This is a genomic window from Roseibium sp. AWQ4_254, from assembly GCF_056161025.1.
Genome location: NZ_JBSWYH010000007.1, coordinates 68,261 through 88,612 on the forward strand (window position 1 = coordinate 68,261; position 20,352 = coordinate 88,612).

General features: G+C 60.3%; 17 protein-coding genes. 10 read left to right on the plus strand and 7 right to left on the minus strand.

Features of this window, described 5'->3' with window-relative positions:
• Window positions 1-87: 87 nt before the first annotated feature.
• The 3 genes from ACXAIC_RS07030 to ACXAIC_RS07040 all read left to right on the plus strand — a co-directional run bounded on the left by ACXAIC_RS07030 (window position 88) and on the right by ACXAIC_RS07040 (window position 4,017).
• A complete protein-coding gene (locus ACXAIC_RS07030; protein WP_475175094.1) occupies window positions 88-2,265 on the plus strand; it encodes an anthranilate synthase component I in 2,178 nt (725 codons plus the stop codon).
• Window positions 2,266-2,344: 79 nt separating this feature from the next.
• A complete protein-coding gene (locus ACXAIC_RS07035) occupies window positions 2,345-2,869 on the plus strand; it encodes a TerB family tellurite resistance protein (protein ID WP_475175095.1) in 525 nt (174 codons plus the stop codon).
• Between the two features lie 209 nt (window positions 2,870-3,078).
• The gene (locus tag ACXAIC_RS07040; RefSeq protein ID WP_475175096.1) at window positions 3,079-4,017 is read left to right on the plus strand and encodes a hypothetical protein; all 939 of its coding nucleotides are present in this window, start codon (window positions 3,079-3,081) and stop codon (window positions 4,015-4,017) included.
• A gap of 59 nt (window positions 4,018-4,076) precedes the next feature.
• Here the strand turns inward: ACXAIC_RS07040 and ACXAIC_RS07045 are convergent, their stop codons facing one another.
• From ACXAIC_RS07045 to ACXAIC_RS07065, 5 genes are all read right to left on the minus strand, one after another.
• On the minus strand, window positions 4,077-5,210 hold the full coding sequence (locus tag ACXAIC_RS07045) for a metal-dependent hydrolase (RefSeq protein WP_475175099.1): 1,134 nt from the start codon (window positions 5,208-5,210) through the stop codon (window positions 4,077-4,079).
• Window positions 5,211-5,339: 129 nt separating this feature from the next.
• Window positions 5,340-7,184, minus strand: a complete 1,845-nt coding sequence (ilvD, locus tag ACXAIC_RS07050) for a dihydroxy-acid dehydratase (RefSeq protein ID WP_475175101.1) — start codon at window positions 7,182-7,184, stop codon at window positions 5,340-5,342.
• Window positions 7,185-7,751: 567 nt separating this feature from the next.
• Window positions 7,752-8,858 carry an alkene reductase gene (locus tag ACXAIC_RS07055; protein ID WP_475175103.1) on the minus strand — a complete coding sequence of 369 codons (1,107 nt, stop codon included), beginning with the start codon at window positions 8,856-8,858 and terminating at the stop codon, window positions 7,752-7,754.
• 106 nt (window positions 8,859-8,964) lie between these two features.
• A complete protein-coding gene (locus tag ACXAIC_RS07060) occupies window positions 8,965-9,564 on the minus strand; it encodes a TetR/AcrR family transcriptional regulator (protein ID WP_475175106.1) in 600 nt (199 codons plus the stop codon).
• 96 nt (window positions 9,565-9,660) lie between these two features.
• Window positions 9,661-10,839, minus strand: a complete 1,179-nt coding sequence (locus ACXAIC_RS07065; RefSeq protein ID WP_475175108.1) for an ABC transporter substrate-binding protein — start codon at window positions 10,837-10,839, stop codon at window positions 9,661-9,663.
• A gap of 293 nt (window positions 10,840-11,132) precedes the next feature.
• On the opposite strand from ACXAIC_RS07065, the gene ACXAIC_RS07070 reads away from it, so the two are divergent.
• The 3 genes from ACXAIC_RS07070 to ACXAIC_RS07080 all read left to right on the plus strand — a co-directional run bounded on the left by ACXAIC_RS07070 (window position 11,133) and on the right by ACXAIC_RS07080 (window position 14,399).
• Complete coding sequence (locus tag ACXAIC_RS07070; RefSeq protein WP_475175111.1) at window positions 11,133-12,392, plus strand: SH3 domain-containing protein; 1,260 nt, start codon at window positions 11,133-11,135, stop codon at window positions 12,390-12,392.
• A gap of 75 nt (window positions 12,393-12,467) precedes the next feature.
• On the plus strand, window positions 12,468-12,938 hold the full coding sequence (locus ACXAIC_RS07075) for a hypothetical protein (RefSeq protein ID WP_475175113.1): 471 nt from the start codon (window positions 12,468-12,470) through the stop codon (window positions 12,936-12,938).
• A 249-nt stretch (window positions 12,939-13,187) separates the two neighbouring features.
• Window positions 13,188-14,399, plus strand: a complete 1,212-nt coding sequence (locus ACXAIC_RS07080; RefSeq protein ID WP_475175115.1) for a lytic murein transglycosylase — start codon at window positions 13,188-13,190, stop codon at window positions 14,397-14,399.
• A gap of 28 nt (window positions 14,400-14,427) precedes the next feature.
• On the opposite strand, the gene ACXAIC_RS07085 is transcribed toward ACXAIC_RS07080, so the two are convergent.
• Together ACXAIC_RS07085 and ACXAIC_RS07090 are read right to left on the minus strand one after the other, a co-directional pair.
• On the minus strand, window positions 14,428-15,351 hold the full coding sequence (locus ACXAIC_RS07085) for a hypothetical protein (RefSeq protein ID WP_475175117.1): 924 nt from the start codon (window positions 15,349-15,351) through the stop codon (window positions 14,428-14,430).
• 250 nt (window positions 15,352-15,601) lie between these two features.
• Window positions 15,602-16,306, minus strand: a complete 705-nt coding sequence (locus ACXAIC_RS07090) for a metal-dependent hydrolase (RefSeq protein WP_475175120.1) — start codon at window positions 16,304-16,306, stop codon at window positions 15,602-15,604.
• Window positions 16,307-16,449: 143 nt separating this feature from the next.
• Here ACXAIC_RS07090 and ruvX point away from each other — a divergent pair, with 143 nt between their 5' ends.
• From ruvX to ACXAIC_RS07110, 4 genes are all read left to right on the plus strand, one after another.
• Window positions 16,450-16,932: a Holliday junction resolvase RuvX gene (gene ruvX, locus ACXAIC_RS07095; protein ID WP_475175123.1), complete on the plus strand. Its 483-nt coding sequence runs from the start codon at window positions 16,450-16,452 to the stop codon at window positions 16,930-16,932.
• 26 nt (window positions 16,933-16,958) lie between these two features.
• Window positions 16,959-17,885 (plus strand): AEC family transporter, encoded by a 927-nt coding sequence (locus ACXAIC_RS07100; RefSeq protein WP_475175126.1) that lies wholly within the window; start codon window positions 16,959-16,961, stop codon window positions 17,883-17,885.
• Window positions 17,886-18,022: 137 nt separating this feature from the next.
• Window positions 18,023-18,979, plus strand: a complete 957-nt coding sequence (locus tag ACXAIC_RS07105) for an aspartate carbamoyltransferase catalytic subunit (protein ID WP_475175129.1) — start codon at window positions 18,023-18,025, stop codon at window positions 18,977-18,979.
• A 20-nt stretch (window positions 18,980-18,999) separates the two neighbouring features.
• The gene (locus ACXAIC_RS07110; protein WP_475175131.1) at window positions 19,000-20,301 is read left to right on the plus strand and encodes a dihydroorotase; all 1,302 of its coding nucleotides are present in this window, start codon (window positions 19,000-19,002) and stop codon (window positions 20,299-20,301) included.
• Window positions 20,302-20,352: the final 51 nt, after the last annotated feature.

Sequence of the window (20,352 nt, forward strand, 5' to 3'; positions counted from 1 at the left end):
GGCCGCCGCGGGACACCGCTGGCGGCCCTGAAGGTTTAAAGGCTGCCAGCCCTCCCGGCGGCCACCAGAAGCGGGAACACAAAGACCATGCCGGCACTGGCGGACCAGACTTTTGAAACAAAAAGCGGGATCACGATCTTGCGGACGTCGCGTCCCTCCGACTATGGCAAGGGTACGTCTGAGTGGATCGACCGGCTCGACGGCGAGCTGGGCGCGGTTCTGTCCTCGTCCTACGAATATCCGGGCCGCTACACACGCTGGGACATGGCCCTGGTCAATCCGCCGCTGGTTCTGGAAGCCTTTGACCGCTCCGTGACTGTTCGTGCGCTCAATGAGCGGGGCAAGGTTCTGCTTCCCGTGATCGCGCGCACGCTGGAAGCCCTTGAGGACGTTGGGACCTTCTCAGCGGATGCGGAGCAGATTTCCCTGACAGTTACAAAGCCGGACCGGGCGTTCCGCGAAGAGGAACGCTCTCGCCAGCCCTCGACCTTTTCCGTTGTTCGGGCGCTGAAAGAGCTGTTTGCCTGCGGGGATGATCAGCTCGGGCTCTATGGGGCCTTTGGCTATGATGTCGCCTTCCAGTTCGAGCCGATTGACCTGAAGCTGGAGCGCCCGGAAGACCAGCGCGACGTGGTCCTGTTTCTGCCCGACGAAATCCTGATCGTCGATCACCACGGCAAGCGCGCCTATGTGCTGGAATATGACTTCGTGGTGGACGGCACCTCTACAAAGGGCATGGCACGCACCGGCGAAAACCAGCCCTATACGCCCGCCAACCGGGACCCTGGACGCGGTGATCACGAACCGGGGGAATATGCCCGGCTGGTTGAAAAGGCGAAGGATTATTTCCGGCGGGGCGATCTCTTTGAAACCGTGCCTGGCCAGACCTTTTATGAACCCTGCGCGAATCCGCCATCAGCTGTCTCCCGGCGGCTCGCGCAGATCAACCCTTCCCCCTATTCCTTCTTCTTCAATCTCGGCCAAAACGAATATCTCGTTGGCGCCTCCCCGGAAATGTATGTGCGGGTGACCGGCGGCCGGCGGGTGGAAACCTGCCCGATTTCCGGCACGATCCGGCGGGGCAAGAATGCCATTGAGGACGAAGCCCAGATCCGGAAACTGCTCAATTCGGCCAAGGACGAAGCCGAATTGACCATGTGTTCCGATGTCGACCGCAATGACAAGAGCCGGGTTTGCGTGCCCGGATCGGTCAAGGTGATCGGCCGCCGCCAGATCGAGATGTATTCGCGCCTGATCCACACGGTCGACCATATCGAAGGCATTTTGCGTGAGGATATGGATGCGCTGGACGCGTTCCTCTCCCATACCTGGGCCGTCACCGTGACCGGCGCGCCGAAACGCTGGGCCATGCAATTCATTGAGGACCACGAGAAATCGCCCCGTGCCTGGTATGGCGGGGCCATCGGCGCCGTGCTGTTCAATGGCGACATGAATACCGGCCTCACGCTCAGAACGGTGCGAATTAAGGACGGAACGGCCCAGATCCGGGCTGGAGCGACCCTGCTCTATGACAGCATTCCGGAAGATGAAGAAGCCGAGACAGAGTTGAAGGCAGAGGCCATGCGCGCGGCTGTGCGAGAGGCCGGACTGGCGACCCGTGCCGCCGAAACCAGGGAAGAAGCCAAACCGGGCAAGGGTCTGAAAATCCTGCTGGTGGATCACGAAGACAGTTTTGTCCATACGCTGGCCAACTATTTCCGCCAGACCGGCGCGGAGGTGGTCACCTACAGAACGCCGGTGGCAGATCATGTGTTTCACGATGTGGCGCCCGATCTGGTGGTTCTCTCGCCCGGCCCCGGCAATCCGAAGGACTTTGACTGCGCGGCCACCATCGGGCGCGCCCGCGCGCGGGCCCTGCCGATGTTCGGCGTCTGCCTCGGCCTGCAGGCCCTTTCAGAATATTTCGGCGCTGAACTTGGCCAGCTGGACATCCCCATGCACGGCAAACCCTCCCCCATCAGCCTGGCTGGAAATTCCACTCTCTTTGAGGGGCTCAATGCCCCGGTGGTTGTTGGCCGCTATCACTCGTTGTTCGCCAAGCGGGACACCTTGCCGGACAGCTTGCGGGTCACGGCAGAGACAGAGGATGGAGTTGTCATGGCCGTGGAGCACCAGAGCGAAGCCATTGCAGCTGTTCAGTTTCATCCTGAATCCATCATGTCGCTGGATCAGGAAGCCGGGCACAAGATCATCGAGAATGTTATCTCCCGTCTGGTTCCAGCAAAACCCGCACGCCCAGCTTAGGACTGTGAAAAATGTCATGGTTCCTTGGCACAACCTGATCTAGTGTCAGCGGACATGATCAGAAAAGAAAGGACATCCCTTGCACATTTTGCTGGCACTTCTGGCCGTTGCTGCGGGAGCCGCATTCTGGATTTACCGGGCACGGCAGGCTGCCGACAGCACACGGGTGGTGCTTGAAGCCACACAGGACGTGAAGGCGGCCGCCCGCCGGTTCGGGTTCCGGACGCGGGCCAATCAGCATCCAACGGAAGGGGTGGACGACCCCCGTGTGACCGCCTCCGCCCTGCTGGTTCTGACAGCGGAAACCGATGGAGGGATTTCCCGGGCCGAACAGGCGGCCATTTTGGAGCAGCTGCAAACCGTCTTTCAGCTCTCGGCGGCGGATGCGGAAGACCTTTATGTATTCTCCAAATGGCTGGCCAATCAAAGCAGCAATCCGGACGATATGATCCGCAGGCTGATCAAGAAAACCGTGAACCTGGGCGGCCGGGACACATTGCCGGACCTGATCCAGATGGTCACGGCCGTTGGCAATGCGGATACCGGCACCCCGACCGACGACACCGTGCATATCATCGAAAAGCTCAAACAGCTGCGCGGCTAACCACCCGGCCTTCCTCCCGTTCCGAAGGTTTCAAAGGGTCTGATCCCCCTTTGGCAAAAGGACATTGATTAACGGATCGCGACAGCGTTCTATGGAATTCATCCTAAAAATGTGCTCTGCCTTCACAGGCTGGCGCCAAGATTTGGGCGCATAAGATACAGACGCATAAAAGAAATACGATCCGGCCTACCGGATCTCCGGGAGAGAAAATGACCGCAGCCCCCCGTTGGACCAAGGCTCAGGCAGGAAGATCATCCCGCCTGCTTGCGGTGTTTGCGTGTCTGGCGGCAATCCTTCTGGCGGGCGCCCTTCTGACAGGTGGCCACGCGCATTCCGCCAAACCACTCAAAAACACGATTCTGGCCATCGGCACCTGCCCCCCCTGGAAAGCCCAGGCGCCCGAAGTGTGCCGCAACAGCCTGGAAAAGGTCACCGAAGCACTGGCTCCCCGGCTGGCAACTGCCCCCGCGGACCTGCACCGCCTGATCAACGAAGGCGCCACGGCTCCGGCTCTGAAACGGAAGGTGACGGAACTGGCCAACCGCCTCGGACCGGAAGACCGGCTGATCATCTATGCCAACCTGCCGCTCGGATTGCCGGATGATGCGCAGGCTGCCCCCGAAAATGGCTATGTTCTGGAGCTTTGGGCCGACCAGGAGCCGAAGACAGCGGATCAGGCAATCAGCAATGGCACCTGGATTTCCGCGCCGGCTTTTGCCGCCATGCTCCACACCCTTCCGGCTGCCGAAGTGATCCTGATCCTGGACACGAACGGCTCCTATGCGGTGAACATGCATCTGCTTGATGCCCATTCGGCCGACCACAAGAACCGGCCCGAAGCGCTGATTTCCTCCGCAGGTGCCGGTCAAAGCGCCAACTATTCCGCCGACAGGACCATTTCCCTGTTCGCAAAACACCTGGCTCTGGCCCTGAAAGAAACCGAGGGGACGCTGCAAGAGGCCATGACGGTTGCCATTGGCGGCACCCGGCAGGCCGCCATACCGATCTGCGCCGTCCTCAAGGCGCATCAGGATACGATGTCCGAGCCGCCCGCGGACTGCCAGCAAGTGCCGGAAGTGCATGATCCGGCTGCACTGCTGGCAGAGATCCATCTGGTCCCCCTGCCCGAACCGCCTGCCGAAGAGTGACGACCGCGCGGTGTCTTTCCCTTTCAAGTATGACGGGGTGAGGCTCCTGGATCCCAACCTCAGCCGGTGCTGGAGGTCTCCGGCCTGCAGGCAAGACCCGGCGGTGCTGACTCTCTTGCCGAACTGCCGGGGTCAGGCTCACGTCCGGGCGTGGTTCCTGGCTCGGAACCGGCTTCGGCCTTGCGAACGGCCGGTTCCCCGCGAAGCCGCGTCCAGAACCAGTCCCAGTCCGCACTGTCAATCCGCCCAAGGCCCTGGTCCCGTTCCGGCGGAATTTCCTTGACCCCGCTGCTGCCGATCTCGCCAATGGCGAAGCGGAAGGCATAGCTTGGCGTCAGCCCCATGCGCAGATCCGAGATTACGATCTTGTCACCGGCCTGTTCCGCCCGGAAATAGCCCCGGCTGAACCAGGCCAGCTTGGCGAAGGACGCGGTTCCCTCAAGACAGGCACTCAGCTCCGGGTGACGTGGATGCTCGTAGATTTCCGGCGCACCACTGCCATCCAGAAGCGACAGATAAAGATTGTCATAGCGGTCATCGCTGAGGCCGATGACTTTCCAGAAAAGGATGTTGAACGGAGCCGCGATCGCATAAATGCGCTCCGGCGCGAGGCCTTCGGCTTCAAACAGTGCACGCGCCTTGACCTGGACAACCTGTTGTAGCACCGCGCTGAGGCCCAGATAGGCTGTTGAAAACAAAAGCACGCCCGTAAGCCAGCTGCGCAGTCTTGTGCTCCAGGTGGACTTGCACAGCGCGTAAATCACCACACCAAGCAGCGGCAGGGAATAGGCCGGGTCAATGATGAACACCGAGCCAACCCCGACCGGATCAGCATAAAGCGGCCAGAACAGGCGGGTTCCATAGACGGTCATCGCATCCAGCATCGCATGGGTCGACAAGACCAGAAACACCGCCGCCCAGGTCAGGAACCGGTGCGCTCGCAGCCCTTTGAAGAGAAGCCTGAGTCCTTCTCCGATGACAGGTGCCGCCAGCGCGTGGACAAAGAGCGAATGGGACCAGCCCCGGTGATAGACAAAGCTGTCGATCGGATCTTCAAAGGGGATCAGCACATCCAGATCCGGCAGCGTTCCGAGCAAACCGCCAACCAGAACCGCTTTGCGCGGGCCGATCTTTGGGCCAAGACAGACGGTGGAGACGGCAGCGCCGAGGACAAATTGGGTCAGGGAATCCATAAAGACAACTGCTCTCAGAAAAAGACTTAGCCGGTTATGGGGCCGGTCCTGCGCCAGGGCAATGGGTCTGCCACCAAAAAGGCGGGATCACTCCCGCCTCTCAAGCTTTGGCCCGGATCGCGCCGGGGATCAGTCGACCTCGCGCACCGCGCCCTTGGAGGCGCTGGTTGTCAGCTGCGCATAAGCCCGAAGGGCCTTGGACACTTTGCGCTTTCTTTTTTCAACCGGTTTCCAGCCGTCTTCGCCCCTGGCCTCCATGGCCGCACGCCGTCTGGCCAGTTCGTCATCGGCAAGATTCACCTTCAGAACCCGGTTCGGAATGTCGATGACAATCAGATCGCCTTCCTCCACCAGGCCAATTGCACCGCCCTCGGCCGCTTCCGGGGAAATGTGGCCGATGGAAAGGCCCGAGGACCCGCCGGAGAAGCGCCCGTCCGTGATCAGGGCGCAGGCCTTGCCCAGCCCCTTGGACTTCAGATAGCTGGTTGGGTAGAGCATTTCCTGCATGCCCGGCCCTCCGCGAGGGCCTTCATAGCGGATCAACACCACATCGCCTTCCTTGACCTTGTTGGTCAGGATCGCGGAAACGGCGCTATCCTGACTTTCGAAGATCCGCGCCGGGCCGGTGAAGGTCAAGATGCTATCATCCACACCGGCGGTTTTCACCACGCAGCCATCCTCGGCGATGTTGCCGAACAGGACAGCCAGACCGCCATCCTTGCTGTAAGCATGATCCGCATCGCGGATAACCCCGGCCGAACGGTCAATGTCCAGATCGTCCCAGCGCCGGGACTGGCTGAAGGCCACCTGGGTCGGCACGCCGCCCGGGGCCGCCTTGAAGAAGGTGTGCACGCTTTCCGAATTGGTCTGACGCACATCCCATCGGGACAGAGCTTCCCGCATCGTTCCGGAATGAACGGTCGGCACGTCCGCGTGAAGAAGCCCGGCGCGGTCAAGCTCGCCCAGGATGCCGAAAATCCCGCCGGCCCGGTGCACATCCTCCATGTGGATGTTTTCCACCGCAGGCGCGACCTTGCACAGAACCGGGATCTTGCGGGACAGGCGGTCAATATCATCCATGGTGAAGCCGACTTCGCCCTCATGAGAAGCGGCCAGAAGGTGCAGGATGGTGTTGGTTGAGCCGCCCATGGAAATGTCGAGGCTCATGGCATTTTCAAACGCCTTGAAGCTGGCAATGTTGCGTGGCAGGACACTCTCGTCATCCTGCTCATAGTAGCGCTTGGCCAGATCCACAATCAGATGGCCCGCCTCCACGAAGAGGCGCTCCCGGTCCGCATGGGTCGCCAGTGTCGACCCGTTGCCCGGCAGCGCCAGTCCGAGCGCTTCGGTCAGGCAGTTCATGGAATTGGCGGTGAACATGCCCGAACAGGACCCGCAGGTCGGGCAGGCATTTTGCTCCATGGACAGGACATCTGCATCGGACATGCGGTCATCGGCGGCAGCTACCATAGCGTCCACCAGATCGATGGATTTTTCCACGCCGTTTTCCAGAACGACCTTGCCCGCTTCCATCGGCCCGCCAGACACAAACACAACCGGAATGTTGAGCCGCATGGCGGCGTTCAGCATGCCCGGCGTGATCTTGTCGCAGTTGGAAATGCACACAATCGCGTCAGCGCAATGGCCATTGACCATATATTCCACAGCGTCGGAAATAACTTCACGCGAAGGCAGCGAGTAGAGCATGCCGTCATGGCCCATGGCGATGCCGTCATCAACTGCAATCGTGTTGAATTCCTTGGCCACCCCACCGGCCTTCTCCACCTCGCGGGCCACAAGCTGGCCCATATCCTTAAGGTGAACGTGACCGGGCACAAATTGGGTGAAGGAATTGGCGATGGCAATGATCGGTTTGCCGAAATCATTGTCCTTCATGCCGGTCGCGCGCCACAGGCCACGGGCCCCGGCCATGTTGCGGCCATGGGTTGACGTTCTGGAGCGGTAAGGGGGCATTTTTCTCTCCCTGTTTTATCAACGGGCCGCGTCTGCTCCGGCCGCTGGCAAAAAGCCGCTCCAGAACAGGTATCCGCGCCCAAATTCAATCTGAATATGGGGTGTGACAGGTTTCGGTCCAGAACGAAAGGCCGGAAACCGAAAAAAGTGTACGGTACGGTACGGTTCCCTATTTTCGCACGTGCTTTTCAGCCGTTTCTCCGGAACGCGAATTGAAAGAGCGTGTCGGTTTGAGCAAAAACAGCCGGTGCGGGCAGAGCCCGGCACCGGCTGGTCTTCAAGCCGCCTGGTGTGGTGAACTCGAAACACGCCCCCTTTTGGCAGGAACCGCCGGAGCGTATTTCAAATTTGAAAATCACACTAGAAACATAAACTTGCAAGTCTCCTTCTTGACTCTGAAGTTCGTTCGAAACGTACCGGGAAATGTGACCAACTTCAGAGTCAGGTAACTAGACGATGTGGATACCGGGCAGCCTGAAACGATGGATTTTCGTATCGTTTAATCTCCTGCCTTGCCCATCCTGATGTCAAATCAGGGCTGGCCAATCCAGAAAGGCGCGGCCGTCACTATTCCGCCGCTTCAGTGCTTTCGGCAAGCGCCGGATAGTCCGTGTATCCCTTGGCGCCGCCGCCGTAGAGCGTATCGGGGTCAAGCGCGTTGAGCGGTGCATCGGCAGCCAGCCGTTCGGCAAGGTCCGGATTGGAAATGAAGGGCCGGCCAAAAGCCACAAGATCCAGCGCACCCGTTGCCACCGCCTCAAGGGCCATCTCCCGGTCATAGCCATTATTGCCCATCCTTGCCCCGTCAAACAGCGCATAAAGCGCAGCCAGATCCCCGCCTTCGGGAAGATCGCGGGGCCCGCCGGTCTGGCCCTCGATCAGGTGCATATAGGCAAGACCATAGCTGTTCACCAGTTTGATCACATGGCTGAAGGTTGCCTGCGGCGCACTGTCTTCAATGTCGTTGGCATTGGAGAACGGGCTCAGGCGAATGCCTACCCTGCCACTGCCCCAGACGCCGGTCACCGCATCCAGCACTTCTTTCAGGAACCGGGTCCGGTTTTCCAGCGAGCCGCCATAGGCATCTTCACGCTTGTTTGATCCGTCCCGCAGAAACTGGTCGATCAGATAGCCATTGGCCGCATGCACCTCAACCCCGTCAAACCCGGCAAGCCTGGCATTTTCCGCTGCTGTCCGGAAGTCCCCGACAATGCCGGGGATCTCTTCAAGATCAAGCGCGCGCGGCGTTGGCGTGTCGACAAACTGGACCCCGTCAAAGCTCTTTGTCCTGGCCGCAATGGCAGACGGGGCCACCGGGTCTGCTCCACCGGGCTGCAGCACCGGATGTGACACGCGGCCGACATGCCAGAGCTGAAGGACAATCTTGCCGCCCTTGGCGTGAACGGCCTCTGTCACCGCCTTCCAGCCTGCGACCTGGGCCTTGGAATGGATACCCGGGGTCCAGGCATAACCCTTTCCCTGCGGGGAAATCTGCGACGCTTCCGTGATGATCAGCCCCGCGCCAGCGCGCTGGCCATAATACTCCGCATGCAGCTCAAAGGGGGCATCGTCTTCCGGCCGGGCCCGGTTGCGGGTCAAGGGGGCCATGACGATACGGTTTTTCAACTCAAGGGCGCCGGCTTTTGCCGGGGAGAACAAGTTTGCCTCAGACATTTTCATTTCCTTTCAAAGGTTGGTGCTTGCCTATTATTGGAACATTCAGTCCAAATTTCTGCACATCTCATACCGTTTGGTTTTCGCTTTAGCTAAAGGGCGTGTCTCAGGCCGGCAGGATGGTTCTGGCCTGTTTCAAGGTTTCTGCGATCCGCTCGGCTGGGATGCCCGCTTTGCGGAGTGCCAGAGTGCCGATGGCAAGGGAGGAAAAGGCACGCGCCCGGTCGCGGACGCTGGCGGGATCGTCCGGGTCGATGGCCTTGGCAAAGATCTCCTCGATACTTTCAAGATGGCGGCGGCCAATGACGGCCACCTCCTCATCATGGGGAGCAAGTTCCGTAATGCAATTGACCAGCATGCAGCCTTTCGGCCCGCCCTCCGGATCGGACAACGCCTGCATCATGGCAGCGACCGGATCGCCGCCCGCCGTGTCAGCAACATCCTTCAAATTGGCAAGGCCCCGCCTGGAGTACTGATTGAGCACCCGCAGGAACAAAGCCTGCTTGCTGCCAAAAGTTCCATAGAAGCTTGACCTGCTCAGGCCCATGGCCTTGGTCAGGTCGTCAAGGGATGTGGCTTCAAAACCGTTTTTCCAGAACACCCCCAAAGCTGCCTCAAGGGCTGCCGCTTCGTCAAAGGCACGCGGACGGCCCGGCCCGGAGGCACGCTTGCCGGCAGCTGACGTGTTGGGGGCATGCTTTATCATACACCCCAATATGGACTATCCAGTCCGGAATACAAGGGGGTTGGATATGGACGCCTTTCCGCCCCTCTTGCAGGCGAGACTGACTGCAGCGGTGGATTACATGCGGCAAGAGCCGGCAAACGCATCGCCCACATCGTCAAAGACCCGGGCAATCGCCTCCATCTCGTAGAGCTTGCTGGTCCGGCGCACCCCCTCCACCAGATAAAAATCCTGGATCGGAAACTGGTTGGAGTTGAACCGGAAATCCCCACGGACACTTTCAAAAGGCGCCGCGCTGATCGCCGACAAGAGCGCTTCCTGGTCCTTCACACCGCCGGTCAATTCCAAAGCGAAGTGGATGAGCTTGGCCGCATCATATCCCTGTGCTGCGTAAATCGAGGGCGGATAGCCATAGGCGCGCGTGAATTCGCGAACGAACCGTTTGTTGGCCGGATTGTCCAGATTTGGAGCCCAAACAGAGGCAGAAAAGAGCCCCTCTCCGGCTTCCTGTGTGTGAGGCAGCGAGACCGCATTCAGTGTTCTGGTGGACAGGAACGGCACAATACCTTTCATCCCAGAGGTCTGGAACTGCCGGATCAGTTCCACCCCCATGCCGCCCGGCATGAAGGCAAAGATCGCATCCGGTTCGATTGCGCCGATTTCCTTAAGTTCCGTTGAAAAATCCGTCTGTCCGAGCTTGGTGTAGACTTCCCGCGTGATCTGCCCCTTGAAATGGCGCCGAAAGGCGGCAATCACATCCCGCGCGGCTTCATAATCCGGCGCGAGGGTGACGACCTGGTCATACCCTTTGAGGCTGGCATAGCGCCCCATGGTCTCGTGCACCTGATCATCCTGAGCGGCGGTGGAAAAGAAATACCGGTTGCACATGCGACCGGCGATCGGGGCCGGACCGGAGCCCGCACCTATGAACAGCGTCTTGGAGCGAACCACCGTTTCGTGGATCGCGAGCATGACCTTTGAGAAGTTGACCCCCACCAGGACATCAATACCGTTTTCGTTGATCAGTTTGGTCGCCTGTTCAAGCGCATATTCCGGGTCCAGCTTGTCATCGACCTCAATCACATTGGCAGGAACCCCGCCCAACGCCCCATGGGACTGGGACACAGCCAGCATAAAGCCGTCACGCATTTGCTCGCCATAGACGGCAGCCGGGCCGGACAGGGTCGCCATGAAGCCGACTTTCAGTTCCTGGGCCTGCTGCGCGCCCGCGCCCTGGCACAGAATCACGAGCGCAGACAAGGCACCGGCGGTTTTCAGCAAAAGCGTATGCAACATTGCAATCTGTCCGTTTGTCCCCAAAGGGTTACGGCTGCACGTCCCGAAAGCGCAACCACGAGTCACTCCATCCCGGGTCCAGCATCGCAAAGACAGGTTAGGCATTTGCAAACGGGGACAAACCTGTGGTGGATAAGTCACAGCCAAGACATATTTTAATAAAATTTCCCAAGGATCGCCGCAATCCGGCCCGTGTCCGGTCGCATTGGAATGCAAGCTCTCCCGTTGACTGTGCAGGTAACCCAGACAGGTCACCGCAATCACCTGTCCGAACCGTAAAACAGGAGGGCCACATGTTTTCCGTCTCAGCGCCAGCCACCCCCGTCGATCTGGATGAAAAACTCCGTGCCAAATCAGCACCAAATATGTCTGGTCTCAAAACGGGCAAGGCAAAAGACCTCTGGTCCCCTCCGCCTCTGTACACCGAACCGCCGTTGGGACTGAGCAACACCAAATCAGACGAGACCTCTCTTGAGGCGGTCGAACCGGCAGCTCTCGCAGCAAAGATCCTGCAATTGAGCAGCAACAAGCTGGACATGCGCCCGGTTCCCCGCCGCCAGCCCAAGCTGAACGAACCATCCGACGACGAGACGTTCTATATTCCCAGTGTTTTTCAGCAACCTGATGAAGAGACATATGAAAGCGTGCCGGTGCGGCCCGAAGCCCTTGATGCGGGCGAGCGCAAGGCGAAGCTGGGCAGTGGGCCAAGCTTCAAGTTTCTGGTGGTCAGCACCCTGGCCCTTGGCCTTGCTGGCGGCGCCGTTCTGACCACGGACCTCGGCAGTTTCCTGAAGTCCGAAGCGGAGAACAGCGATCTGAGCGCTGAAGAAGCCTTGTCCGGTGCGGCCGCCGCCTTTGCCGCTGCAAAAGCGGCCCTGGCTAAAGCGGCCCAGCCTGCAGATACCACGCAGTCCGGACCGGCCGTTCATTTTGCCCAGAGCGCTGCAACCACCCAGACAGCTCAGGCCGCGCAAGCCGAAGAGGCTGCACCCAGCCCGGCATCGCCCCGTGGGGCGCGCAAGGCGGAAGACCGGATCAAATCAGCCTTTGAGGCCGAAAACGCTGCCCAGACACGGTCCGGCACCACACCGGCCTTCCCCCTGCCGGTCCAGCCCGCGCAACCGGCCGGATCGTCAAATTCCCGCTCGCAAGAGCCATCAAGCCGCACGGCTGACGTCTTGCGTGACATTGCCGCTTCCCCCGCCTTTGCGGACCGGTCTTCCCTTGACGATGCCACCTCAGCCCCCGTGCCTGCGCAAGCGGCCCCCTCAACCCCGGTCCGTTCACAATCTGCACCCGCCCCAGCTGCGCCAGCGCAGACACCTGCCAACGCCGACCCGGCCTATCCAAATGCAGGCCGGACGCTTGAAGCCGTCAACATGCGCCTGACCGGCAACCAGGACGGCGAGATCATTGCCGTCATTCCGAAAGACACGATCCTCCACTATAGTGACTGCGGCACCTGGTGGTGTGGGGTGAGATACAACGACAAGATCGGCTTTGTCGGCCAGAAATACATAGAAAAAGCCGAACCGCAGGTAGCCAGCGAGTGAGGCAGGTATCAGCTTGTTAAGTCCCCTCGCCTAGTCTCGCTGGACCAGTGAGCACAACCGGATTGGGGAACAGACATGGGTGAGCGGAGCACCGTCGCTGCAAGCATCGGCCTATTGAGCCTTGTCATGCTGGTCCCGGCCGCCGCCCACGCGGATGGGACCGATTGCGTGATCTACGCCACCGATTATGCCAACGCCCATATGGGCAGCGGGGATGTGGTGGGTGATGCGGTATCCGGTGGCATGGCCGGGTCGGTTCTGGGCGGTGAATGGCCCGGTGACTCCGGGGCTGCGCGCGGCGCCCGCGCAGGCGGTGCCCTTGGCGTCCTGAACAATCTCGGATCGCTGCCGGGCGGCTGGCAAGCGCTTTATGATACCGCCTATCAACTTTGCCTTCAGCAAAGCTCCGGCCTCACGGCTGGCCCCGTTGCTCCTCTGCCCGCCCCATCCCCAAGCTGCCGCTCGTCAGCGCGCGTCAACTCCCCTTTTAAACGCACACCGGAGGGCGGGATCATAGCCGATTCCAGCTTCGGCGATTGCAACTAAAACATGCCGTAAATATCCGGGAGCAAACTGCTTCGTCTCTTTGCTTTGAAAGCTTCGATATCAGACAGCGAAATGCGAATCAGATGAAATGCGATTCGCTCTAAACCTTGTTTCGCAGCCCTCCGGTGGATGATGGCCGCGCCAGGAAACACAATGGTTGACCTTGCGGGCGAAGCAACGTCAACTGTGCCCGATTGAGAGGGGCCTCGAGCTCCTTGACAGCAATTTCGAGACTGACAGGACCCATTCATGACACGCCGCAAAACCTTCGCGCCCTCCCTTCCGACCGCGTTTTTTGGTGTGGCCCTTGCGGCCGGGCTATGTCTGACCTCGAGCGCGGCCCTGGCGCAGCAATGCGGTGGTGACTTCAGGCAGTTTCTGGCAGGTGTAAAACAGGAAGCGGTTGCCAAGGGATTGTCCGCCCGCGCCGCAGACAAGACTCTGGCCGGCGCCCGGATCGACAAGAAGGTTCTTGCACGGGACCGGTCCCAAGGTGTCTTCAAAATGACCTTTCTGGATTTCTCCAAACGGGTCATCTCAAGCTACCGCATGAAAAACGGTGCGGCGAACATGAAAAAATACGCCCGTATCTTTCAGCGCACCGAGCAGCAATACGGGGTGCCCGCCCCGGTGATCACTGCCTTCTGGGCACTTGAAACCGACTACGGTGCTGTCCAGGGAGACTTTAACACGGTCAACGCCCTGGCAACCCTTGCCCATGACTGCCGCCGCCCGGAACTGTTCCGCCCGCAGCTGATCGCAGCCATCGAAATGGTTCAGCACGGGGATCTGGATCCCCAGCGCACCACCGGGGCCTGGGCCGGTGAAATCGGGATGGTTCAGATGCTTCCCGAAGATATCATCAAATTCGGCCAGGATGGCGATGGCGATGGCCATGTGCGCCTGAAACAAAGTGCGCCCGATGCGATTCTCACCGCAGGCGCCTTCATTGAGCATCTGGGCTGGAAGCGCGATGAGCCGTGGCTTCAGGAAGTCAGTGTGCCCCAGTCTCTCAACTGGGCCGACAGCGGCCTGGGCAAGACCAAATCAGGAGCCCAATGGGCCGCGCTCGGTGTCAAACCGCGCTGGGGGCAGATTTCGTCAAATCTTCAGGCTTCGCTTCTGCTGCCCCAGGGCCGCAAGGGTCCGGCCTTTCTCGCCTATCCAAATTACAACATCTATCTGGAATGGAACCAGTCCTTCATCTACACGACCTCGGCCGCCTATTTTGCAACACGCCTGGCCGGAGCCCCGCGCTATGATGCGGGCAATCCAGACCAGGGCTTGAGCGACGCACAGATGAAACAGCTGCAGACGAAGCTGCGCGCCAAGGGTTATGACGTTGGCAAGATCGACGGAATTTTGGGATCAGGCACACGGGCGGCAGTTCAGGACATGCAGCAGAAACTTGGTATGCCCGCAGATGCCTGGCCGACCCCGGCCTTCTTGAATCGGCTCTGACCGCCCGCCGTGCCTGCCCGCCTTTGCGCTAGTAATTGCCGTGAAAGGCACCTTTTGGGGGCGCAATGCCGAGCTTGTGAATGGCCAGATAGTCCTGGACCTGAACAAGCGGGCGCTGCGGGATCCAGAACTGCTCGATCACGAACTCGGTGATTTCCACACGCTGTTCCAGATTGAATTCATGGGCATGCGGGTGCAGCAGGATCATCCAGACCGCGGACATGAACAGTTCAAAATCATCGGCCCAGAAGGTCACGTCCTTCTTTTCCGTGACAATCTGGCAGTCCTTGAGCGCAGTGCCCAAACTCAGGTCCTGGCGGAGCTGCAACAGATCCTGATCTGTGGCGCTGCCGAAGAATTTTCCGGCGAAATGATTGTAGAGCCAGGTCGACGTGTGCGGTCTGGTCTCCCTTGCTGACATCAAAGCCATGTGCATAACGCCATTTTCAGCAAGGATATGGACGTAAAGGGCCGTGATCAGGTCTGGCCATGTGGACACAGGCGCATAATACAAGGCGTGATGCAGGGTGATCAGATCCTGCTTTTCCCCGTCAAGAAGACTGGCCAGCGCCTGGCGGGCAACCTCGGAGGTCAGAAAGTCCTTTGAATAGTCCCCCTGAACGAGGTGCACATTGTCCAGCTGCTGGCGCACCAGCCGCTCTTTCAAGGAGGCCAGCGCCGCGCCGTCAATGTCATAAAGCCAAAGCCCCCGCTCAAACCCGGCCTGGAGAATGCGGAACTGGGGCTCACTGCCCGCTCCGATCGACAGGGCCGACAAGGGCCTGTCCTCCGGCACCCTGGCATGCAATGCCCGAATGGCCCTCATCAGGCTGGCGGAGACGTCAGGCTTTTCGCTCGCAAAGCGCGCCCAGATCCTGTTCTGCTCAAAGATTGTATTGTCTGCCGCCCTCAGGCCGGTTTCAACGAGACTGTCCGACTTTACCAAACGCATGCTGTCACCCTGTTTGTGCCGCGCCCTCAACCGGCAACATCCCGCTTTCCGGCGCCATCAAACCGTCACATAAGTCGCATGGCCGCCATTTCTCGTGAAACTTTGGTCATGAACCGCTGAAGTCCGTTAAATTTTGTCCATGTTTGAGGCCGGGTGCCCGAAATGAAAGACCGGCGGGCACAAATGCCCGCCGGTCTTCGAAAAACGGTCCGTCTGCGGCGTCACGCCGTGCTTTTGGAGCGAGGTGCGCTTAAAACTCCAGCGCGGCGCCCGGTGCAATGGCCGCCACCTTGCTGCCATCCTCCCCGAGGGCTGACACAAACGTGTCCGCGCTCTGGTCGAGCAGCGGAAAGGTTCCATAGTGACAGGGAACAATCGTGTCGAAGTCGAAAAACCGGCTGCAGGCCATGGCAGCCACCTTGCCGCCCATGGTGAACCGGTCGCCAATGGGGACCAGGCCGATTTTCGGCCGGTAGATCTCGTTGATCAGGGACATGTCGGTGAAGATATCCGTGTCCCCCATATGGTAGATCACCTTCTCGCCCGGCACTTCAAGGATGACGCCGTGCGGATTGCCAAGATAGATTGCCTCGCCGTCGCCCTGTTTGGAGGACGAATGTTCGGCCCGGGTCAGTCCGATCTTGAACGTGCCCGTATCCACAAGCCCGCCGCTGTTCATTGGGTTGAAATTCTCCACACCCTGCCGGTTGGCCCACATGCAGATCTCGAAATTGGAGGTAAGCTGCGCGCCTGTCTTGCGCAGAATCTCGATGGAATCCCCTATATGATCGTCATGACCATGGGTCAGGACCACATGGGTGACGCCTTCGGCCACCTGCTCCACTGACAGGCTGTCCGGAAAGGATGGATTGCCCGACAAGAACGGGTCGATCAGGATGGACGTCTTGTCAAATTCCAGTTTGAAAGCGGAGTGGCCATACCAGGTGAGTTTCATGAAGGGTCTCCCGAAGAACATCAGAACCGGACCCGGAGCATAGGCCCCGAAGCGGAAACCGCAAGCGCAGGCTGCCTGTCCGCGGCTGCTTTGAACGCAAGATCGATCTGGCCTTTTTCCATGGGGCCTGATAAAGCGCGCCAATGGCACATGATCCCGCACTTTCCCTTGAAGATTTTGTCGCAGTCCTGCCCGCGAACAGCCGTTTGATCGGTCTTGATCTGGGCACCAAGACCATTGGCCTTGCCCTGTCCGATCTCGGGCGCGGCATCGCGACACCGATGGAAACCATCCGGCGCAAGAAATTCACGCTGGATGCGGAATATCTTCTGGCCCTGTGCGCCCGCGAAGGCGTCGGCGGGCTTGTGCTGGGCCTGCCGCTCAACATGGATGGCAGCGAAGGCCCTCGCGCCCAGGCCACCCGGGCCTTTGCCCGCAATCTGTCCCAGAAAACCGATCTGCCGGTCACCTATTGGGATGAGCGCCTGTCCACCGCCGCTGTGACGCGCACGCTTCTGGAGGCTGATTCCAGCCGGGCCAAGCGGGCCGAGGTCGTCGACAAGATGGCCGCTGCGTTCATCCTGCAAGGGTTTCTCGACCGGCTCGGGTTTCTGGACAGACGCTGATCCTGGATGTTTGAAAGCACGCTCTGATGCTGACCACCCTCGCGGCCCTCGCACCGGTCATCCTTGTGATTGCCTGCGGCTACCTGATCGCCCGAACCGGCCTGATCACCGGCGAACAGTGGCGCGGTGTTGAGAAGCTCGCCTATATCGTGCTTTTTCCGGCGGTTCTGTTCCGCACGATCTCCCAGGCGGATTTCTCCAGTTTTCCGACCCTCGACATGGGCGCCGCCCTGTTGAGCACGCTCGCCGCCGTCACTGGCTTGCTGCTGCTGTTGCGCCCGCTGCTGGAGCGCCGCTATGACATCCCCGCCGTGCGCTTCACCTCGATCTTTCAGGGAACCCTGCGCTGGAACGCCATGATCGCGCTGGCGCTGGCGAACACTATCGCCGGAGAGACCGGGCTCGCCCTTCTGGCGGTTGCGATCGTGTTCATGATCCCGGTTCTGAATGTCATGTGCGTTCTGGTGCTCTCCCACTATGCCAGCGGCACCGCGCCCAGCGGCGCCAAGGTGATGCGGGATCTTTACACCAACCCGTTCATCGTCTCGATTGGTGCAGGAGTGCTGTTCAATCTCAGCGGTTTGTCCCTGCCCGGCACCGTCGCCGATACACTGGAGATTTTCGCGCGCGCGGCCCTGCCCATTGGCATCATCTGTGTTGGCGCTGGTCTCGACCTCAACTCCCTGCGCAAACCGGGGCCTGCGCTCACGCTTGGCACCTTTCTGCGTCCCGTGCTGATGCCGCTTGTGGCGTTCGGATTTTCCTGGTTGTTCGGGGTGACCGGCCCCGCGCTTTCGGTGATCATCATCGCCACGGCCGTGCCCTGTGCCAGCAATTCCTATCTACTGTCCCGGCAAATGGGCGGCGATGCGAAACTGATGGCGGAAATCATCACACTGCAGACCCTGGCCGCCACCGGAACGCTGCCGCTTGCCCTGCTGCTGCTGACCTGATCTGCCACCGGCACACCCTTAAATTTGTCCATTTGATCAAATACCTGCACCTCCTCCCATGCGTGATGTGGACAGCGGGCAGAAGGTAAAATCGCATCTTGTGCCCCGGCCCGATTCCCCCTATAGGGATGGTCTCGATGACCGCGACAGACACCCATCGAGACAACCCTTTTCCCCATCGTCATTTGCTGGGCATAGAGGGTCTTCACCCCCATGAAATTCTGGGCCTTCTGGACAGGGCCGAGGAAGCCGTCGAGGTTTCCCGGCAGATCAGCAAGCGCAAGCATGTGCTGCAGGGCCGGACCCAGATCAACCTCTTTTTCGAAAACTCCACCCGTACCCAAAGCTCGTTCGAGCTGGCCGGAAAGCGGCTCGGCGCGGATGTCATGAACATGGCGGTGTCCCAGTCTTCGGTAAAAAAGGGCGAAACGCTGATCGATACGGCTGCCACGCTCAACGCCATGCATCCGGATCTTCTTGTGGTGCGCCACCACGCAGCTGGTGCCGTGCATCTTCTGGCACGCAAAGTGGGCTGCTCCGTGGTCAATGCCGGTGACGGCCCGCATGAACACCCGACCCAGGCCCTGCTCGATGCCCTGACCATCCGCCGGCACAAGGGCAAGATCGCCCGGCTGACGGTCGCGATCTGCGGTGACATTGCCCATTCCCGGGTGGCCCGTTCCAACATCATCCTGCTGAACGCCCTGGGCGCACGGGTCCGGGCGGTTGCCCCCTCCACGCTTCTGCCCTCCGGCATTGCCAAGATGGGGGTCGAAGTCTTCAACGACATGCGCGAGGGCCTGAAAGGTGCGGACATCGTCATGATGCTGCGGCTCCAGCGGGAGCGCATGAACGGGGCCTTCATTCCCTCGGTGCGCGAGTATTACCACTACTATGGCCTTGATGCGGACAAGCTCTCCCACGCGAAGGAGGATGTTCTGGTGATGCATCCAGGGCCCATGAACCGGGGCGTGGAGATTGACGCCTCCATCGCCGACGGTCCGCAGAGCCTGATCCGCGAACAGGTGGAAATGGGGGTCGCCGTGCGCATGGCGGTTCTTGAGGCGCTCGCCGCCAACCTGCCAAACAACTAAGGCTTCAGAGGATAGACAAAGTGGCACTCGACACCCCGAAACCTCTGGTCCTGTCCAACGCCCGGGTGATTGACCCGGTCCGCAGGCTGGATGCGCCTGGCTCGATCATCATTGCCGACGGCACCATTCTGGAAGCCGGTCCGGCGGCCGCCAACCAGGGCGCGCCCTATGGCGCCGACATTATTGACTGCAAGGGCGCCATTGCCTGCCCCGGCCTGATCGACATGTGCGTGTCGGTGGGCGAGCCCGGAGCCGAGCACCGCGAGACCCTGGCCAGCGCCTCCCAGGCGGCGGCCGCAGGCGGCGTCACCACGATCTGCACCATGCCGGATACAGATCCGGTGATCGATGATCCTGCCCTGGTCGACTTCATCCTGCGCCGGGCGCGGGATACGGCCATTGTGAATGTGCATCCCCTGGCCGCTCTGACCAAGGGCCTCAAGGGGTCTGAAATGTCGGAAATCGGGCTGTTGCAGGAAGCCGGGGCAGTTGCGTTCACCAACGGCCATGCCTCGGTCAAAAACGCCCAGGTGATGCGCCGTATAATGACCTATGCCCGCGATTTCGACGCGCTGGTCATTCACCACACCGAAGACCCGGATCTGGCGGGCGGCGTGATGAATGCGGGGCTGAATGCCAGCTGGAAAGGTTTGTCCGGCGTGCCGCGCGAGGCGGAAATCATCATGCTGGAGCGGGACCTGCGCCTTGTGGGCATGTCCAAGGGCAAATACCACGCAAACCTGATTTCGACCTCCGACAGCGCAGAAGCGGTGCGCACCGGAAAAGACCGGGGGCTCGACATCACGGCCGGGCTCTCGATCAACCATCTGACCCACAATGAAAATGATATCGGCGCCTACCGCACCTTCTTCAAAATGTCTCCGCCGCTGCGCGATGAAGACGACCGGCAGGCGATGATCGCAGCTGTCGCCGACGGCACCATCGATATCATCTGCTCCAACCATGACCCGCAGGACGTGGAAACCAAGCGGCACCCCTGGGCGGAGGCTGAAGACGGGGCCATCGGCCTGGAGACACTGCTGGCGGCGGTTTTGCGTCTTCATCATTCCGGCCAGGTTGACCTCACCACCCTGCTCGGGACCCTGACAGCGAACCCTGCAGACCGGCTCGGGCTTGAGACTGGACGGCTTGCCAAGGGCGCTCCGGCGGATATTGCCGTGTTTGATCCGGACCGGCCCTGGGTTCTGGAGAAAAGCGCGATCCGCTCCCGCTCGAAAAACTCCCCCTTCGAGGATGCACGCTTTTCGGGCCGGGTGCTGCACACGGTTGTTGGCGGCAAAGTCGTCTATTCTTACGCATAAGCGGTCTCCGGCACACCGCCGGATTTGCCTGGGCACAGGCTGGACCGCAGA

What these genes read in the sequence shown, in the direction of transcription:
- ACXAIC_RS07105 (WP_475175129.1), top strand. Translation starts at nt 18,023, where the DNA reads ATGACCGCGACAGACACCCATCGAGACAACCCTTTTCCCCATCGTCAT.
- ACXAIC_RS07030 (WP_475175094.1), top strand. Translation starts at nt 88, where the DNA reads ATGCCGGCACTGGCGGACCAGACTTTTGAAACAAAAAGCGGGATCACG.
- ACXAIC_RS07080 (WP_475175115.1), top strand. Translation starts at nt 13,188, where the DNA reads ATGACACGCCGCAAAACCTTCGCGCCCTCCCTTCCGACCGCGTTTTTT.
- ACXAIC_RS07100 (WP_475175126.1), top strand. Translation starts at nt 16,959, where the DNA reads ATGCTGACCACCCTCGCGGCCCTCGCACCGGTCATCCTTGTGATTGCC.
- ACXAIC_RS07075 (WP_475175113.1), top strand. Translation starts at nt 12,468, where the DNA reads ATGGGTGAGCGGAGCACCGTCGCTGCAAGCATCGGCCTATTGAGCCTT.
- ruvX (WP_475175123.1), top strand. Translation starts at nt 16,450, where the DNA reads ATGGCACATGATCCCGCACTTTCCCTTGAAGATTTTGTCGCAGTCCTG.
- ACXAIC_RS07060 (WP_475175106.1), bottom strand. Translation starts at nt 9,564, where the DNA reads ATGATAAAGCATGCCCCCAACACGTCAGCTGCCGGCAAGCGTGCCTCC.
- ACXAIC_RS07055 (WP_475175103.1), bottom strand. Translation starts at nt 8,858, where the DNA reads ATGTCTGAGGCAAACTTGTTCTCCCCGGCAAAAGCCGGCGCCCTTGAG.
- ilvD (WP_475175101.1), bottom strand. Translation starts at nt 7,184, where the DNA reads ATGCCCCCTTACCGCTCCAGAACGTCAACCCATGGCCGCAACATGGCC.
- ACXAIC_RS07065 (WP_475175108.1), bottom strand. Translation starts at nt 10,839, where the DNA reads ATGTTGCATACGCTTTTGCTGAAAACCGCCGGTGCCTTGTCTGCGCTC.
- ACXAIC_RS07070 (WP_475175111.1), top strand. Translation starts at nt 11,133, where the DNA reads ATGTTTTCCGTCTCAGCGCCAGCCACCCCCGTCGATCTGGATGAAAAA.
- ACXAIC_RS07045 (WP_475175099.1), bottom strand. Translation starts at nt 5,210, where the DNA reads ATGGATTCCCTGACCCAATTTGTCCTCGGCGCTGCCGTCTCCACCGTC.
- ACXAIC_RS07085 (WP_475175117.1), bottom strand. Translation starts at nt 15,351, where the DNA reads ATGCGTTTGGTAAAGTCGGACAGTCTCGTTGAAACCGGCCTGAGGGCG.
- ACXAIC_RS07090 (WP_475175120.1), bottom strand. Translation starts at nt 16,306, where the DNA reads ATGAAACTCACCTGGTATGGCCACTCCGCTTTCAAACTGGAATTTGAC.
- ACXAIC_RS07040 (WP_475175096.1), top strand. Translation starts at nt 3,079, where the DNA reads ATGACCGCAGCCCCCCGTTGGACCAAGGCTCAGGCAGGAAGATCATCC.